The following is a 17,493-nucleotide window of genomic DNA, read 5'->3' as shown; positions in this document are numbered from 1 at the left end:
GTGCGGCGTCACTCCCCCGCGGTGAGGTCGATCGGCTGCCATCTCCCGACGTCGTCCGTCGTCTGAACCGCGACGAGCGACCCCGGCTTGCACCCGCGCTCGTCGAGCACGGCGGCGACATGATCGAGCACGCGGTCGGGATCGAGTTCGAACTCCGACTCGCGCACGCGGACGAATTCCCAACCGCAACGGCGCAATTCACGCTCGCGCTCCAGATCCGACCGAGCCTGCTGCCCGGTCCCGGCGAACTCGTCGGCATCACACTCGACGGCCATGCGCGCATCGGCCCCCAACACGACCAGGTCGACGATCCGGTTGTTGACCGTGACCTTCGGGGTCACGTGATAGCCGAGCGCCGCGAGACGGTTGAACACGCGCTGTTCGAGGAGGTTGTCGAACGGGCTCACGCGTCGATCGTCGGGCACGTCGGACGGCATGGCCCCGATCGACGGACCCTCGTTGGCGGACACATAGGACAGCAGCGAGGCACGAAGGTCGTTGGGGCGCAACTCGTCGAGTCCGATCGAATGGAACAGCCACAACTGGTCCATGGCCCGGGTGGCCGCCACGTTGACCCGGCGTTGGGACTCCGCGCGGGTCAGCGCGGAGATCGCACCGGCGTCCGAGACGACCATCGACAGGAAGACCACGCGCCGCTCGTCTCCCTGGAAGTCCGGGGGTGAGCCGACGCGGATACGACGCGAGCGCCAGGTCTCGGTGTCGATCGCGGCGCGCAGCGCCTTCTCGATCGTCTCCACCTGCTTGACGCCCTGCAACGCGATCACACCGAAGTCCAGATCGTCGTATGCCGGATCGGCCAGACACCCCCGGAGGGCGTCGACGATGGCGGCCGCCTCGGCCTCGTTGCTGATGCCGTTGCCGGTCCCGGTGGCCGTTCCGTCGACCGCGACCGTCCGCAATGGTTCGAGCCGGTCGGAACCGTACTGGCGCACCGGGATCAGCGGCGCGGACCCGTAGAACTGGCGCGACGAGAACTCGATGATCTCGGGCATGGACCGGAAGTGTTCCCGCAGTCCCACGACGTTGCCGAAACGGCTGCGCAACAACGAGAACAGGCTGGACCGCGGCGTCAACCCGTCGCGTAGGTATGTCGGGAGGTCGGGCAGCGTGGCATCGAGTTCGGCGAACGCGGAATCGAGGCTGGTGCCGCTGAGACCGACGGGCGCGCACTGCTTGTCGTCACCGACGACGATCACGCGCGGGGCCAGCCAGAGAAGGAACGCACTGGTGATGTCGGCCTGGGACGCCTCGTCGACGATGACGACGTCGAAGGAGTTGCGGCGCGGTGGGAGGGTCTCGGCCACCTGGCTGATCGACATGATCCAGGCGGGCACGGCGTTGCGCGCCTCGGCCATGGCCTCGCGCGCCGCGCGTCGGAAACGATTGGCATGTTTGCCCGATCCCTTGCCCAGGTTGATCATGTGGTCGCGGTAGGACTGCACGGCCTGCAACTCGCCGGCCGTGGTGCGCGCCAGCACCTCGCGGACGGCGCGCGCAGAGGCGAGCCGGGTGGTGAGGGCCGCGATGTCGACCTCGACGGCGTCGAGGTCGGACTGCAGCCGGTCCTCGGCAAACGGATCGCTGCGTTCCTCCGCCCAGGTGTGGGCGAACCGCCACGCCCACGCCGCGCCCATGTCCCGGGCGCGTTCGGTCCAGATCGGGTCCTGCGCGCTCGACCACATCGTCTTCGCGAGTTCGGGTGCCCGGCTGCGCAATCGGAGCCCGAGAAGCTCCAGGGCATTCTGCTCGTCGGCCTCGGCTGCGGCGGCCGCGAACGCGCGCCGCGCGTCTCGGATCGCGACCGGGTCGGCCGTGGCGAGTGCCGAGAGCAGCGCGTCACCCTCCGGCGACGGCCCCTGTTCGAGTTCGGTCGTCAGGCCGTACACGCGGTCGGCGAGTTCCTGTTCGGCGAGGACCGCGTCGTTGGCGGCCGCCACCGATCGCGCCTGATGGGCCACCTCGGCTGCCTCGGCGACGGTACGTGGTCTCGGGCCGCCGGGGCTGATCGCCTCGAGTTCACGGACGAGATGCTCCCGGCCGGTGAGCAGCCTCGAGATCCACGCCAGTTGGTTGTCCAGGCGGACGAGGTGGTCGAGCTGCGCCGACCGCGACCCCGACGCGTCCACCGGGACGTGCAGGTCCGCCAGGATGCGATGCACCTGATGTACCGCGTCGATGACGGTGAGGTGATCGGCGACCCGGCGCAACGAGGCCTCGTCGCGAGGAGGCCGCCCGTCCACGGTGGCCCGCACCGGCGACTCCTCGACCGCGCGCTGCTCGGGCGAACGCCGCAACCGTCCCCGCCACTGACCGCCGTCCCGCAGGAAGTCGGCGGCGGCGTCGAACAACGCGGCGTCGCCGGGCCGCGCCCCGTCGACGACGACCGCGTGCGCGCCCAGGTCACGGTCCCGACGAGCGGCCTCGGCGATGACCGGTGACAGCGTCGTCACCCGCGACCAGAGGTGCGCGGCGCGTCCGGCGAGCAGCCGATCCGCCATGTCGACGATCGGCTCCGGGTACGACGCCACCTCGCCGGAGGCGACGGCGAGTTCGTCGCAGATGTCCTTGATCCGGACCAACCGGTCACTGTCGACCCCGTCGAGCACGGACAGCAGCGTCCCGGCGCCGGCCATCGGCTCGCGGGGCCGCGCGGCGATCCGGGTGCAGACGGAGTCCATCTCCCCCGGCTCGGGCAGGTGGTGGTCGAGGTCGACGAACCGTTGCGCGAGACGCGATCCGGAGCCACCGGTGCTCGCGAGCAGGTCCGCCAGCCGGACGAACTCGGCCGAGTCCAGCGGGGGCACCGCGCCGTGGACCGGCCCGGGCATCCAGTCGAACGCGGCGGCGTCCGCCCGCACCCGGCGGACGATCTCCGCCGGGGATCCCCGATAGTCCCCCGCGACCCATTCGTGGACCTCGGTCTCTTCCGCACGCAGTTCCCAGAGTTCGCGGAGCAGCTGATCCCGTTGTCGCAGAGCGTGATCGCGGCGCGCGGCCAGGTCGGCGATCTCCGCGTCGGCGACCCCCGGCGTGAACGACGCCTTGCGTTCGGCGAGCTCGGTCACCGCATCGACGATGCCCTCGGAACTGTCCTGGGACACGTCGGCGATCGACACGGTGAGCGCCCGCAGAGCGGGCGGCAGCATGTCCCGGAGCACGTGGAGCGCATGGGCTTTCTCGCTGACGACCAGGACGCGCTGTCCTTTCGCCAGCAAGGCCGAGGTCACGTTGGCGATGGTGTGGGTCTTGCCGGTTCCGGGCGGACCCTCGACCACCACACCGGTGTCGGACCCGAGCCGGGCGAGCACATCGCGCTGTTCGGCATTGGACGGCAACGGGAACAGCGCATCGGCGACCAGGTCCGCTGGATCGAGGACGCCGGGGGCGCGGAGGGCGGCGAGACGGTCGGGAGCCTCGATCGGGCGGACGAGCTGGGTCAGCCCGACCGGTACCTCCGACTCCTCGTCCCGCAGGTCGTCGATGATGGCGTCGTAGAACGCGAGGGAACTCTCCACCCCGCGGCGACGGAGGACCACCGCGGGCCGACTCTCCACCGTCAACGACACACGCTCGGCGTCGACCTCGATCGCCTCGCGCCATTCGCCCGTCAGCTCGGCGGTCTTCGGCGACAGCACCGAGGTCTGCGCGGACAGCTTGCCGCGGATCCCGACAGCACCCGCGAGATCGAGACCGTCGAGAGCAGCGAGCAGATGAGTGTCGCGAACCGCGGGAGACGAGCCCGCCCCGAGCGTCAACCGGATCGTGTCGTCCGCGTCGCGGTCGGCGACCAGAACCTGACTGAGGAGGTGTTCGCGGACCATCGGGTCGGCGTCCGCGTCTGTTGCGTCCCGCACCGTGACCAGTGCGGACGCGATGACGAGTTCGAGTTCTTCGGGCTCCGCGCCGAGCGCGTCGACCAACGCGGCGAGTTCGGCGTGGACCGCGCCGGCCCGAGCGGCGTCGGGATCGTCCGGGCCGACCTCCACCACGACCTGGCCCGGCACCGCGTTCGACCGTACGGCGACGGCGGTGGACGGACCGACCCAGACATGGCCGGGGTGGTCGGAGATGTCGTGGACGTCACCGGAGCGAGACCGGACGAGATCGGCCAGAAACGTCATCAGTCGGGTGACCTGATCGCGCAACGTCTCGCGCGTGTCATCCTGCATACCGATGTGTTCCTCTCGTCGCCGGCGACTCCTACGCTACAAGACGCTGGTCAGAGGAACTCCGTGCCGCCGCGCGGGTCGGCCGGATTCCCGACACCGGGCCGGTCAGCCGACGGAACTCGAACGCAGCGCGCGGTATCCGCCGTCGACATAGCGCACGTTGGTGTATCCGCACTCGGCGATCTGTTCGGCGATCCGCGGGGCCTCCGAACGGACCGACACCACGGCGATCTCGGTGTCGCGGTCGCGGATCACCGGGAAGGTGCCCGACGGAGTCGGGGTGAACCGCTTCGGCACCTCGGTCGGGTCAACCACGAGGGCACCGGGCAGACTCCCCTGATGCCGGACCACCTGGGGCCGTGCGTCGACGACGACCGCGTTCCCCTCGCGGCTGTGATTCATTGCCTCGACTGCCGAAATCGAATTCACCACTGACACCGGTGACTCACCAATCCTGTTGCTCGAATTTGTCCGTGTTCATGCGTTCGCGACGGCCATCGGGTGACGGCCGTGGCGTGAATGACCCCCGTCGACCAGGTTACGGAACGATCTCGAATTGACAAGTTTTCTCACACAGCTCTCAGAAGGGCGCATTCATGCGCTCCCTCTGCTAGACGAGCCGCAGCGGAACCGTCAGGGTCAGGAATGGCGACCGCGGCCCGCGACACGCGGGGACGGACGCTTACCCCAATTGTCGCCACGACGACCGTCCCGCCCGCCGCCGTGCCCGCCGGCTCCGCGCTTGGCGCCCCCGCGCGTGCGCGGTGCGCCCATGTCCTTGCGGATGTCGATCGGGTTCTTCCCGATCTTGGTATGCCGCAGCGACGAGAGGGTCTCATTGTCGAGATCATCGGGAAGCTCGACGAGGCTGAAGTCGTCGCGGATGCTGATGTTGCCGAAGTCGGCACGGGTCAGGCCGCCCTCGTTGGCGATGGCACCGACGATCGCACCGGGCGACACCTTGTGCTTGCGGCCGACGGCGATGCGGTACGTCGCGAAGCTCGCGCCCGGGCGCCGCGGAGCACGCTCACGCTCGGGGCGCTTCTCCGACTGCGGCGGGTCCGGCGTCATCAGGAAACCGCCGTCTCGTGTCTCGAGCGCCAGCGCGGCCGCGATGTCGGCCATCGCGACGTCGTTGTCCCGCGCGTAGTTCTCGATCAGCCCGCGGAACAGATCCAGGTTGTCCGAGGACAGGTTCTGGGTGATCGAGTCGGCGAACTTCGCGACCCGCTGTGCGTTGACATCGTCCACGCTGGGCAGGCCGATCTCGGTCAGCGTCTGCCGCGTGGCGCGCTCGATCGCACGCAGCAGGTGGCGTTCGCGCGGCGAGACGAACAGCAGCGCGTTGCCCGAGCGGCCGGCGCGCCCGGTACGGCCGATGCGGTGCACGTAGGACTCGGTGTCGTGCGGGATGTCGTAGTTCACGACATGCGAGATGCGGTCGACGTCGAGCCCGCGGGCCGCGACATCGGTCGCGACGAGGATGTCGATCGAGCCGTTCTTCAGCTGGTTGATGGTCCGTTCCCGCTGCGCCTGCGCGAGGTCGCCGTTGATGGCGACCGCGGAGAACCCGCGCGAGCGCAGCTTCTCGGCGAGTTCTTCCGTCGCCTGCTTGGTGCGGACGAACACGATCATCGCGTCGAAGGTCTCGACCTCGAGGAAGCGTGTCAGCGCGTCCAGCTTGCGCTGGTGGGAAACCTGGAGATAGCGCTGCGTGATGTTCTGCGCGGTCGCGGTCTTGGACTTGACCGTGATCTCCTGCGGCGAGTTCAGGTACTTCTGCGCGAGGCGCCGGATGGCACTGGGCATGGTCGCCGAGAACAGCGCGACCTGCTTGGTGTCCGGGGTCTCGGCGAGGATGCGCTCGACGTCCTCGGCGAAGCCCATCGTCAGCATCTCGTCGGCTTCGTCGAGGACCAGGAACTCCAGACCGGAGATGTCGAGGGTCTTGCGATCGAGGTGGTCGATGACCCGACCGGGTGTGCCGACGATGACCTGCGCGCCGCGACGCAGACCCGCGAGTTGGACGCCGTAGGACTGCCCGCCGTAGATCGGCAGCACCTTCACCTCGGGCATGTGCGCCGAATACTTGCCGAAGGCCTCGGAGACCTGCAGTGCCAGCTCTCGCGTCGGCGCGAGGATCAGCGCCTGCGGGGTACGCGCGGAGGTGTCGAGGCGGGACAGGATCGGGATGGCGAACGCGGCGGTCTTGCCGGTACCGGTCTGCGCGAGGCCGACGACATCGCGTCCGTCCATGAGCGGCGGGATGGTCGCCGCCTGGATGGGCGACGGGGTTTCATAGCCGACGTCGGTGATGGCCGCGCGTACCCGCGGGTCGATCTCGAGGTCGTCGAACGAGCCGACCTGCGGGTCGGCGGGGGCGTCGTGCTCGCCGTGATTCGAGGTACTCATGCGGCGGAAGTCTCATTCATCGCCCTCAACTGTAATGGCCGTCCACCAGAAAGTCGGCATCACGCCCGGGCGGGGTCGCATCAGCCCCCTGAGCAGGGCACGAGCCACGTTCGGTCACCGGTGTGATGCATCTAACGAATACTGGTACTGTCAGTGCCACTCATCCGGCCATCGGTCCCGGTCACACGCACACCGATGTCCGGAATGTCCATTTGTTCTCTCGTCTCAGGAGTGCCATGCAGCAGCAGTACGCCACCCCGTCCGATCTGACGATCGACGACAAGGCGACGACCGTCGACACGATCCTGCGCTACCGCGCGGAGCGCCCCACGATGCCGCTCTTCCGCAAGCGCTCGCACAACCAGTGGGTCAACGTCACCGCCAAGCACTTCACCGACGAGGTGGACGCGGTCGCGAAGGGTCTGATCGCCTCGGGTGTGCAGGCCGGCGACCGCGTCGCGATCCTGTCGTCGACGCGCTACGAGTGGACCGTGCTGGACTACGCGATCTGGCGCGCCGGGGCGTGCACCGTCGCGATCTACGAGACGTCCGCCCCCGACCAGGTCCAGTGGATTCTCGAGGACTCCGGCGCCAAGCTCCTGTTCGTCGAGAACCATGAGCACTACACCCGCCATCTCCGGGTCATCGACGAGACGCCCACCCTCAAGGAGACCCTGGTCATCGACGACCACGCGCTCCCCACGGTCACCAAGCGCGGCGCGAAGACCGCCGACGCGGACCTCGACCAGCGTCAGGCGAATGCGTTGTCGTCGGATGCCGCCACGCTGATCTACACCTCGGGCACCACCGGACGGCCGAAGGGCGTCGTCCTGACGCACGCGAATTTCCTCGCCGAGACGGCCGCGACCCGCGACGCGGTCGGCGCCGGTATGCGGGAGGGCAAGTCGACGCTGCTCTTCCTGCCGCTGGCGCACATCTTCGCCCGCGTCGTCGCCGTCGGCTGCGTCGAGAACGGCGTGATCCTCGGCCACACCAACGACCTGACGAACCTCGTCGCGGACCTGGGCGTGTTCAAGCCGAACTACGTGCTGTCGGTGCCGCGCGTGTTCGAGAAGGTGTACAACTCGGCCAAGCAGAAGGCCTACGACGGCGGCAAGGGGTCGATCTTCGACAAGGCCACCGACACGGCGATCGAATACAGCAAGGCGACGGCGGCCGGCAAGGTCGGCCTCGGCCTGAAGCTCCGGCACGCCGTCTTCGACAAGCTCGTGTACGGAAAGCTGCGCGACGCCCTCGGCGGCCAGTGCGAGGGAGCGATCTCCGGTGGCGCTCCGCTCGGTGCGCGCCTCGGCCACTTCTTCCGCGGCGTCGGCATCCCGGTGTACGAGGGCTACGGACTGTCGGAGACCACGGCCGCGGTGACGGCCAACAACGAGGAGAACCAGAAGGTCGGTTCGGTCGGACGCCCGATCCCCGGCGTCACCGTCGCCATCGCCGAGGACGGCGAGGTCCTGCTCAAGGGGCCGGTCGTGTTCGGTGGGTACTGGAAGAACCAGGCCGCCACCGACGACGCGATCCGCGACGGGTGGTTCCACACCGGTGACATCGGCACCCTCGACGACGGCTACCTCTTCATCACCGGCCGCAAGAAGGAACTGATCGTCACCGCGGGCGGCAAGAACGTCTCGCCGGCGCAGCTCGAGGACACCATCCGGGCGCACCCGATGGTGAGCCAGTGCCTCGTCGTCGGCGACAACAAGCCGTTCATCGCCGCGCTGATCACGATCGACCCCGAGGCCGTGCCCGGTTGGTTGGACCGTCATGACCTGCCCGCCGACACCCCGATCTCGGACCTCGTCGACAACGCCGATCTCAAGGCCGAGATCGACGCCGCGGTGAAGGAGGCGAACACCAAGGTCTCCAACGCCGAGGCGATCAAGAAGTTCTCGATCCTGGACACCGATTTCACCATCGACACCGGTGAGCTCACCCCGACCATGAAGCTCAAGCGCAACGTCATCCACGACGCGCACAAGGAAGCGATCGCCGACCTCTACACCTGAGCGGATCTCTCTTCACGACTCGCCGCGGCCCGGGATGCCCCCGGGCCGCGGCGCTGTCTATCGTGCAAGTCAATGAAACGAGACCTGGCCATCGATGCCACCCGCGGGGTGGCCATCTGGAGCATGATCACCGCGCACTTCGCGCATGAGTCCGTGCTGGCCACCCCGACCCACGCCTTTCCGTACGTCGACGGCATGTCCGCGTTCGTGATGCTCTCGGGCGTCGTGCTGGGTCTGGTCTATCAACGGTGGGTCGCTCGCCATGGGCTGGCCTTCGCCTACAAGCGTCTTGCCAAGCGGATCGTCGTCCTCTATCTGTGCCAGCTGGCGATCGCCCTCGTCGCGGTCGCGGCCGCCCTGGCCGGTCACCGATGGCTAACGCTCCTGCTGCCGGTCGACGGGTGGGGTGACGGCCTGCGCCTGGCGCTGACCATGGACTATCTGCCCAGCGGGGGCAACATCCTGCTGCTGTACATGGTCTTGCTCATCTCCGCGTTCGGGCTGTTCTCCCTCCTGCGTCAGGGCTGGTGGCGCTGGGTGCTCGCCGGTTCGATCGCCCTGTACCTGATCTCGCTGGTCCACTCCCCCGACTGGTTCTATCTGAGCGCCTACCAGGCGGCACCGCACATCCAGAACGTCGCCGGCTGGCAGATCATGTTCGTCCCGGCACTGGTGATCGGCTGGAACTGGTCGCAGTGGCGTGTGCCGGAGTTCGTCGACCGCTGGATCATCGCGATCGTCGCCGTCGCGCTCGCGGTGGCACTGTTCTTCCACTTCGGCATCGACTACGGGCCGTGGGCCCATCTCGAACCGGCGGTCGCCGACAAACTCGACTTCCGCCCGGCCCGCGCGATCGGCGCCTATCTGGCCATCCCGGCCGTCTACGGGATCTTCCGACTGTTGCTCAGGTGGTGGCATCACGACTGGCTGCGTCCACTGGTCATGGCCGGCACCCGCAGTCTCGACTCCTACGTCATCCAGGCGATTGCCCTCGTCGTGGTGCCGATCCACATCGCACACCGCCCCTGGAACACCGTCACGATGGACGCCGTCGCGCTCCTGGTGTTCGCCGCCTGCTGGGGGTGGGCCGAGTTCCGGTACTTCGCGCACGTCGACAAACTGCACAAACTACCGCTGCGGATGGTCCGGCTCGTGCGTCCGCATCGACCCGACATCGTCCTCGGCCCCGAGCCCGGCGTCCCCACCCCGGAGAGCTCGGACGTCACCCGGGAACCCGGACCGGTCGTCGACGACCTGCCCGGCGTCGACCGGACCGGGACAGCCGGAGACGGGCCAGAACGAGACGGGCCAGTCCGGGCCGGAACAGCACCGGCCGGGACACGTGCGACCGAGCCGATGGGAGTTCATCCGTGACGGGTGAGATGACACGCAGCGTGCACGCCGGGAACGACTCGTCGGGCCCGTCGGTGCGGACGCCGATCACGATGGCGAACTCGTATCACCTCCCGCCCGAACCCGAGGCGATGAGCTGGTCGGGCACCGAGCAACTGTTCTACACACGCAACACCGGCGCCAATCAGGTTGCGCTGCAGAACAAGTTGGCCGCGCTGGAGGAGGCCGACGACGCCGTCGTCCTGGCCTCGGGCGTGGCCGCGCTGCACGCGGTGTTCTTCACATTCCTGTCCGCCGGGGACCACGTGGTGGTGTCCGACACCACCTACGAGGCCACCTGGAAGCTCTGGTCGGAACTGCTGCCGACCAAGTACGGGATCGAGGCGACCTTCGTCGATGTCGGCGATCTCGACGCCACCCGGGCCGCCCTGCGCCCCGGCACCCGCATGCTGATCGCCGAGACGATCGCCAATCCGACGACGAAGGTCGCCGACATCGGCGCGCTGGCGCAGATCGCCGCCGACGCCGAGGCCCTGCTGCTCGTCGACGCCACCTTCACGCCGCCCACTCTGTACCGTCCGCTCGCCGACGGCGCGGACCTCGTCGTCCATTCGCTGACCAAGTACATCAACGGGCACGGCGACGCCATGGGCGGTGCCGTGCTCGGCCGGTCGGAGCTCATGTCGCAGATCCGGGAACAGGCGATGGTCGACGTCGGCGGCGTCATCTCGCCGTTCAACGCATGGCTGATCGCCCGCGGCGCGATCACCCTGCCGCTCCGGTTCGCCCAGCATCAACGCAATGCCGAGCGGGTCGCGGCCTTCCTCGACGACGACCCGCGCATCACCTACGTGCGGTACCCGGGTCTGGCGTCGCATCCCGAACACGACCTCGCGGCACGACAGTTCGGCGGCCGCGGCTTCGGGGCCATGATCGCGTTCGCGGTGCGCGGCGATCCGGCCACCCAGAACCGATTCGTCGCGGCGCTGACGACGATCACCTCGGCGGTGTCGTTGGGACACGACGAGTCACTCATCGTCCATGTCGGCACCGACGGCCCACGGGTCGCGGCCTACCCCGAACCGTTCCGCGAGTGGGGACATCTGCGGTTCTCCGTCGGGCTGGAAGACGCCGACGATCTCATCGCGGATCTCGCCGCGGCGCTGGACGCGACCTTCCCGGCCTGAGTCACGTCGCCTCGTACAGAATCCCCCGGCCGATCGCCTCGCGCACCACGGGCAGCGCCGCCTCGGCGAGTGCGTCGGCGTCGACGCCGTGGAAGTCGGCGAGGAGTTCGAGCAGTACGCCCAGCGGGACCTGCCCCCGACTGCCGGCGAGCAGTGCGCGCGAGACCTCGTCGACACCGAGAACGGCGCCGGGACCCCCGGGCCGGCGGACGGCGGCCGACACCTGTTGCCAGCCCTCGTCCCCCGGGAGCGAGAGCTCCTCGAGCATGACCGGGGCCACCGACAGCCGCCGAGCGAGCAACTGTTCGTCGGAGGTCTCCCGCAGGTAGCGCCGTCGCGCGAGGAACGCCTGGGCCTCGGGCCCGGTCACCTCTTCACCGGCGCCGGTGATCTCCTCGATCACGACGTCGGGCTCGCGGTGCTCACCGTCGAGCGGGGCGCGGGCGGTGATCGAGCCCATCCCGATGGCGACGATGCCGTTGGCCTCGAACCATTCGAGCCACTCCGCACCTCGCCGCGCGGCGGTCGCCTCGTCCTCACCGGCATCGGACAACCACAGCGACACATAGCTGATGGGGTCGGCGACCTCCCGCTGGACGACCCAGGCGTCGAGTCCGGTGCCCGCGAGCCAGGAGCGGACCCGTTCCGGCCAGTCCTCGCCCTCGCGGATGACCCAGTTGGCCAGGATCTGGGCGGTGCCACCAGGATTCAGATGGGCAGGCAACTCGCGGACGAGTTGCTCGCACAACCCGTCTCCGACGACGCCCGAGTCGCGGTAGATGTAGTCCCGCCCGCCCGCGCCGACGACGAACGGAGGGTTGGACACGATGAGGTCGAACCGCTCCCCCGCGACGGGTTCGAACATGCTCCCCGCCCGCAGATCCCACGACATCCCGTTGAGGCGGGCCGTCGCGGCGGCCAGCGCCAGCGCCCGGTCGTTCGTGTCGGTGGCCACGATCTGCTCGCAGTGCGCGTCGAGATGCAGCGCCTGGATGCCACATCCGGTTCCGATGTCGAGAGCGCGGCGGACGGGTTCGCGGATGACGGCCCGGGCCAGCGAGATCGACGCGCCGCCGATCCCCAGGACGTGGTCGTGGGCAACGGGTCCGGGTCGCATCGCGGCATCCTGGTCGGCGATCACGAGGTAGTCGCGGGTGTCGTCGGCGTGCGGACGGATGTCAAGGCGGGCCCGCAGAAGCGATTCATCGACCCGGGCCAGCACGCCCTGCGTGACCAGTGCGTCCGTGCCCGTCGTCGGAAACGCCTCCGCGACAGCGGCTTCGGGTTCGTCCGAGCCCAGCAGGAACAGTCGGATGAGGGTCGCCAGCCGGCGGTGCTCGCCGGCAACATCACGCGTCGCGGCGAGGGCCGGCCACCAGGTGCCGCGGACGAGGGCATCGTGAGCGCCTTCGCCGAGCAGTTCGGTGACACCGTCGTTCGTGTATCCCGCCGACCGCAGATCGGCACCGAGGGCCGCCACGGCGGCGGGCTCGGACAGAGGATGACGATCCGCGCGGTCGGCGAGTGGCTGGGGTCGTCCCTGGTCCGCGGTCACGGTCCCCAAGGCTACCGACGACCGGCGCGCCCGCGGCTCGACGGGTTCAGCACGACGCGAGGACCCGACTCATGGCGTCGCGTTCGGCAGGCGTCACCCACAGCCCGTAGGACTTCTTGACCTCGATCTGCCGGCTCACGTAGGTGCACCGGTAGGACTTGTTAGGGGGAAGCCAGGTCGCCGCGTCGCCGTCGCTCTTCTGTTGGTTCACGGCTCCCGACACGGCCTGGAGGTTTCGCGGGTCGTTCGCGAACTCGATGCGCTTCACCGCGGTCCACCCGGCCGCGCCCTTCTGCCAGGCGTCCGACAATGCGACGACGTGGTCGATCTGGACCAGCGCCGAGGTGTCCTCGCCTCGGGTGAACGGCATCGTTGTACCGGTGTACGGGTCGGCCAGTGTGCCGGCGAGCACCCGGCACCCGTCGGCGTGGAAGGTGATGCCGGTGAGGTCTCGCCGCAGGATGTCCTCCCGGGTCCGGCAACCGTTGCGGCCGTACTGCACGTCGACCGCGTCGTCCCATGCCCTACCGAATCGCGACCGTTCATATCCGGTCTTGGGCGCGCGACCCTTCACCTGCAGCGACGCGAGATCGGCCTGTTCACGGCCGGCCGCCGGTGGTGGCATATCGGGTGACACACCAGCCGGCGGTGACGATGGCCCCGTCGTCGAGGGCATGGACTGGGTGCGCTCGGATGAGGGGCGCTCGAGGCCCGGGGCGGGTTCGACGTCGACGCACGACACGAGCGCCACGGCGACCGGCACCGCGGCGAGTACTCCCGACAACCATGCCGCTCGACGCCTCACCCCGGAATCGTTGCACGGCGCGCCGACATCCCCGTTCGCCGACCCGGTGCGCGGGTTCTCGCCGCGCACCTTAAGCTTCGTTCGACTAACTTTCCCTTCGCGGACTGCTGTGGTCACGCACGACGCCGCCGCGGCGCACGATCGCCGGCGGCGTCGCCGGGTCATCGGACGACTATTCGGGTAGTGGGTGCATGAGTTCAGGTCGGGGCAATGCGGCGCGGGGTGTACCGCCATGGGTTCTGCGGATGATCGCCGTGTTCACACTAGCGATGTCGTTGCCCACACTTGCCGGCGGGTCGGGCACCGCCGCGGTGCTCGGCAGCCCGGCACCCTTCTCCGCGTCACCCCTGCGTGCGACGCCGGTCCACGAACTGACTCCGACCGTCGACCCGGAGACCGAGACCTACCCTGAACGACTCGAGCGCATCGAGACCCTGACGCGCCCGCTGCTGCCGACGCCGAAATCACTCGAAGGCGTCGAGACACGCTGCGCGAGCGGTGATTTCACGACCCTTGCAGTGGTGTACGACTCGATCTTCGATGCGGTGTACGACATCCTGCCGCCATCTATGCACGCGTCGGCCCGGGCAAGTCGGATAGCGGCGCACCGCGACATGCGGCGCCTGCACATCTCGACCCTCGCCGTCACCGAACATCCGCTGACCCTTGGGGCGGACGACGACGATCCCGCACTCGACTACCGCGACCCGATCTCCCAACTGCTCGTCTCGAACCTCCTCAAGATCCGCGACGGCCGCCACACCGAGGCGATTCCGCTCGGGAACATCACCGTCATCCAGGCAGTGGAGACGGTGTGGCTCTACATGTTCACCACCGTCCTGGTCCCGGCACGGCTCCTCATCGGCTCGGCACCCGACCTCGGGAGCCCGTTCGCCGGGACCGAGGCCGACGGCCTCGCCCAGTTCGTCACCTACAACTGGCTCATCACGGCCTTCGTCTTCTCGTCGGAATTCGCGGTGAAGGCCCTGTTGCGGGCCACCGCGAGAACGGTCCTCGAGCAGTGCCTCGCACGCGTCACCGATGAACAGCGCGCCCTCGCCGGACGCGCGAGCGACACCGTGCATTTCGACATCCCCATCCCGCCGATGGTGGCCGAGATCGCCGAACACCTCGCACTGGCGGATGTCGAGACGTGTACGCCGATCGGGTCGCTCACACTCGGCCGGTTGGTGCGGTATGTGTCTGCGCAGGCGCAGGAGAACAACCCCGCCGACGCACCCCGCATCCGGGCCGAGACCACCAGAATTCTCGGTGCCATGCGCGGAATTCGCATTCACCACAACCTCATTCCGCTCGACCCGGCGGAGGACCGCTCCGTCGGCGAGATGGGCGCGTCGCTGTTCGGTTCGCTGATTCCGGTCTTTGGTGGCGCTCCGCTCGACATCCTCCTCGGCATCGGACACAACCTCGGCCACGGCGCGGATCCATGGGAGACGGTGTCGCTCGACGAGCTCACCGTCAGCAAGCCGATCACCGCGGCGCATTATGCGTACAAGTTGGCGCTGCATTTGATCCGGGAAGTAGGCAATGTCATCGAGCCGTCGATCGTCGGTGACAGCCCGCTACGACCCACCAGACTGCTCGTCACGGCCCTGGGCCTGCCGATGACCTACGGACTGGTGACCGCGCACCACGTAATCCGGTCGATGTGCCTACGCGTCGACGACACGACGGGCAGCGGACTCGGCGCGGAGGCCAATCGGCGGACGACAACCGACTCGACTCCCCGCATCAAGCCGACGCGAAAGCCGGAAGCCTCCCGGTCATCGGCGTCGAGAACATCGGAACCGTCACGTCCGGAAGAATCCATTCGCCATCCCGAACCGCCCCGATTCGCCATTCCCGGCCGCAATTGACTCCGTGTTGCGCATTCGGTAATCGCGATGTCGGACGATTCGCCCGAGAATCCCGACACCGGGAAAGCGCAGGTTCATGCTTCCCGCGCGTCTATCGACTACCGTTGGGGGCGTGTCGAAAATTCAGACGGTGACCTTTGTCGACGACCTGGACGGTCGCGAACTCGATCCCCAAGACGCACAGACCGTTTCGTGGTCGTGGCTCGGCGTCGACTACGAGCTCGACGTGTCCGCGGCCAATCTCGACAAGATCGAGCAGGGCAAGGTGACAGTCGCGAAACTACTCAAGGCATCGACCCGGGTCGGCGGCCGACGACGGTCGCCATCAGCACGGACGAAGACCAATTCCGCCGGGAGTGGTGCGTCGGTGAATGCCTCGATTCGAGACTGGGCAGCGGAGAACGGATATGAGGTGTCCGCACGCGGCCGCATTCCGAACGACATCGTCGAGGCCTACAACTCCGCACACTGATATAGCCCACCGTATTGTCACATTGATCGCCAGAGCCCGATTCTTCGGACTCTGGCGATTGTTCTTCCGCGGGGCTGATTGTCGATCCCCCGCCGATTACGTTCTGCCCTAAGGATTTCCGCCGGCAGGGCGGAAAAACCCTGCGGCGGCGTCGAATCGAGATGCCGCGCGGATTCCGCCACCGATCAGCACCTTCCCCGTCTTCATCCTGTCAATGGACATCTTTGATAAACTGATGTCCACGCATGGTGTGCCACCGACGTGCAACGCAGTCACCGTCGGAGGCCACCCGAGGGGACAGGACAACCGGATGAGCACAACGGAGAACGAGTCGGTCGACGCCGACCACGCTGACGGCGAGGCCCCAGGGGAGGTCGCCGTGGCGGCCCGGGTCAGGGTCACGCTCGACGACGGTTCGACAAGGGAGGGCGAGGTCGTCGACGACTTCGCGGACCTGGCCGGCGACACCACCGTCGAGACCCGTATCGACGACGAGCACACCGCACGACTACGCCGCTGGGCGATCTCGACCGACGATCACCAGATCGTCTTCGCCGACGACGACGCGGTCGAGGTCATCTCGGCCGAGCTGTGACTCAGAGCGGCGCGAGCCCGATCATTCGACGGTCCGACGAGAAGATCCACCCGTCGCCGTAGGGCTCGAGTGCTTTGCCGGTGACTAACGCATCCGCGTCGAAATCGATGGCGAGGAACGGTGCTGTCCACGCGACCTCGCCGGTGGTCACGTCGACAGCCGTGAGGGTGACGCCATCGCTGCCGGCCAACAGACGGTCGCGATAGCCGTCTGGGTTCACAATGGGCCGCCTAATGCACAGCGGTGCAGTACCGAAGCCCACACCCTGCTTATAGCGCTCATGAAGCCCCCGAGCCAACGCCCGCTCGCGCGACCTACACGAGCCATGAGCCCTCGCCGCATGGACTCTCAACCACCCTCGCACCCGAACACGCCATCACGACCCACGGGTTCCGGCTTATCATCAACGCCCCGGCCTGGTCGCCAACCACCATGAACATGTTTCTTCACTGACCTACTCGCCGCCCGCGCGATCGTATGCGAAGACGGTGACGATGCAGGGTCTCCTTCTCCGCACGGATCTACCGCCCGGTATAGGGGGTTCGCAGACTCCCGCTGCAGGTCAGCACGTGACAACAGTTCGGATTGGTCCAGCCTCGCGTGAACTCGTACCCAAACGGGCAGCGAGAACCATACGGCCAACTGATAGAGCCGACGTCGGCGTAGGTGAACCTTGCCGGCCCGTGAAGCTCTAAAAAGACTGAGTATTGCTAGTGGGAGACCGAATAGCAGAAAACCGACAAATGCGCCAGAGGAGATCCCGCGCTCTACGGCTGCGACCATGGTAGTCGGCAGGGCTACGCTACCCCAAAGAATCCAGGCTGCGAATGGCTGCAACACAAAATGCAGCTTCATTCTCTTCGTGTTGAATGATGACCAGGATGTAAGAGCGCAGAATCCGATCACAAACAGAAAGAATGTGACGACGGTGGGTACGAGTATCGCCGTTTGCCAGAGGTAACTCCCGGCCATCGCCTGATCCCGAAGCACCCTCACGACTGAGACATACAGTACAACGCCCAC

12 protein-coding genes are annotated in these 17,493 nt (G+C 67.8%); 6 read left to right on the top strand and 6 right to left on the bottom strand.

Going from position 1 to position 17,493, the window contains the following annotated elements; all coding sequences use genetic code 11:
* Window positions 1–8 precede the first annotated feature (8 nt).
* The 3 genes from GR168_RS09360 to GR168_RS09350 all read right to left on the bottom strand — a co-directional run bounded on the left by GR168_RS09360 (window position 9) and on the right by GR168_RS09350 (window position 6,602).
* Complete coding sequence (locus GR168_RS09360) at window positions 9–4,190, bottom strand: AAA domain-containing protein (protein WP_137809292.1); 4,182 nt, start codon at window positions 4,188–4,190, stop codon at window positions 9–11.
* 105 nt (window positions 4,191–4,295) lie between these two features.
* Window positions 4,296–4,628 carry a rhodanese-like domain-containing protein gene (locus tag GR168_RS09355; RefSeq protein WP_058250009.1) on the bottom strand — a complete coding sequence of 111 codons (333 nt, stop codon included), beginning with the start codon at window positions 4,626–4,628 and terminating at the stop codon, window positions 4,296–4,298.
* 201 nt (window positions 4,629–4,829) lie between these two features.
* Window positions 4,830–6,602, bottom strand: a complete 1,773-nt coding sequence (locus GR168_RS09350) for a DEAD/DEAH box helicase (RefSeq protein ID WP_065629041.1) — start codon at window positions 6,600–6,602, stop codon at window positions 4,830–4,832.
* 236 nt (window positions 6,603–6,838) lie between these two features.
* On the opposite strand from GR168_RS09350, the gene GR168_RS09345 reads away from it, so the two are divergent.
* From GR168_RS09345 to GR168_RS09335, 3 genes are all read left to right on the top strand, one after another.
* A complete protein-coding gene (locus GR168_RS09345) occupies window positions 6,839–8,626 on the top strand; it encodes a long-chain fatty acid--CoA ligase (RefSeq protein ID WP_159370596.1) in 1,788 nt (595 codons plus the stop codon).
* 72 nt (window positions 8,627–8,698) lie between these two features.
* Entirely contained in the window at window positions 8,699–10,000 is a 1,302-nt protein-coding gene (gene opgC, locus GR168_RS09340) for an OpgC domain-containing protein (RefSeq protein WP_159370595.1), read from the top strand.
* Window positions 10,001–10,008: 8 nt separating this feature from the next.
* On the top strand, window positions 10,009–11,166 hold the full coding sequence (locus GR168_RS09335; protein ID WP_068971349.1) for an aminotransferase class I/II-fold pyridoxal phosphate-dependent enzyme: 1,158 nt from the start codon (window positions 10,009–10,011) through the stop codon (window positions 11,164–11,166).
* 1 nt (window position 11,167) lies between these two features.
* Here GR168_RS09335 and GR168_RS09330 read toward each other — a convergent pair whose 3' ends face one another.
* Both GR168_RS09330 and GR168_RS09325 read right to left on the bottom strand, forming a co-directional pair.
* Window positions 11,168–12,721, bottom strand: a complete 1,554-nt coding sequence (locus tag GR168_RS09330) for a methyltransferase (protein WP_159370594.1) — start codon at window positions 12,719–12,721, stop codon at window positions 11,168–11,170.
* Between the two features lie 46 nt (window positions 12,722–12,767).
* Window positions 12,768–13,526, bottom strand: coding sequence for an HNH endonuclease family protein (locus tag GR168_RS09325; RefSeq protein ID WP_238995059.1), 759 nt, complete (start codon window positions 13,524–13,526; stop codon window positions 12,768–12,770).
* 269 nt (window positions 13,527–13,795) lie between these two features.
* Here GR168_RS09325 and GR168_RS09320 point away from each other — a divergent pair, with 269 nt between their 5' ends.
* The 3 genes from GR168_RS09320 to GR168_RS09310 all read left to right on the top strand — a co-directional run bounded on the left by GR168_RS09320 (window position 13,796) and on the right by GR168_RS09310 (window position 16,470).
* A complete protein-coding gene (locus GR168_RS09320; protein WP_083229406.1) occupies window positions 13,796–15,403 on the top strand; it encodes a hypothetical protein in 1,608 nt (535 codons plus the stop codon).
* 112 nt (window positions 15,404–15,515) lie between these two features.
* Window positions 15,516–15,875: an Lsr2 family protein gene (locus tag GR168_RS09315; protein WP_226513021.1), complete on the top strand. Its 360-nt coding sequence runs from the start codon at window positions 15,516–15,518 to the stop codon at window positions 15,873–15,875.
* A gap of 310 nt (window positions 15,876–16,185) precedes the next feature.
* The gene (locus GR168_RS09310; RefSeq protein ID WP_159370592.1) at window positions 16,186–16,470 is read left to right on the top strand and encodes a hypothetical protein; all 285 of its coding nucleotides are present in this window, start codon (window positions 16,186–16,188) and stop codon (window positions 16,468–16,470) included.
* A gap of 1 nt (window position 16,471) precedes the next feature.
* Here the strand turns inward: GR168_RS09310 and GR168_RS09305 are convergent, their stop codons facing one another.
* A complete protein-coding gene (locus tag GR168_RS09305; protein ID WP_058250001.1) occupies window positions 16,472–16,690 on the bottom strand; it encodes a hypothetical protein in 219 nt (72 codons plus the stop codon).
* Between the last annotated feature and the right edge of the window lie 803 nt (window positions 16,691–17,493).

The sequence above is a fragment of the Gordonia sp. JH63 genome, from assembly GCF_009856645.1.
In the GTDB taxonomy this organism is placed as follows: Bacteria; Actinomycetota; Actinomycetes; order Mycobacteriales; family Mycobacteriaceae; genus Gordonia; species Gordonia hongkongensis.
The sequence above is the reverse complement of the archived record's forward strand: the minus strand, read 5'-3'. Positions and strand labels throughout refer to the sequence as shown.

Coding starts and splice junctions, on each gene's coding strand:
- GR168_RS09335 (WP_068971349.1), top strand. CDS start 10,009: ATGACACGCAGCGTGCACGCCGGGAACGACTCGTCGGGCCCGTCGGTG.
- opgC (WP_159370595.1), top strand. CDS start 8,699: ATGAAACGAGACCTGGCCATCGATGCCACCCGCGGGGTGGCCATCTGG.
- GR168_RS09320 (WP_083229406.1), top strand. CDS start 13,796: ATGTCGTTGCCCACACTTGCCGGCGGGTCGGGCACCGCCGCGGTGCTC.
- GR168_RS09350 (WP_065629041.1), bottom strand. CDS start 6,602: ATGAGTACCTCGAATCACGGCGAGCACGACGCCCCCGCCGACCCGCAG.
- GR168_RS09310 (WP_159370592.1), top strand. CDS start 16,186: ATGAGCACAACGGAGAACGAGTCGGTCGACGCCGACCACGCTGACGGC.
- GR168_RS09345 (WP_159370596.1), top strand. CDS start 6,839: ATGCAGCAGCAGTACGCCACCCCGTCCGATCTGACGATCGACGACAAG.
- GR168_RS09360 (WP_137809292.1), bottom strand. CDS start 4,190: ATGCAGGATGACACGCGCGAGACGTTGCGCGATCAGGTCACCCGACTG.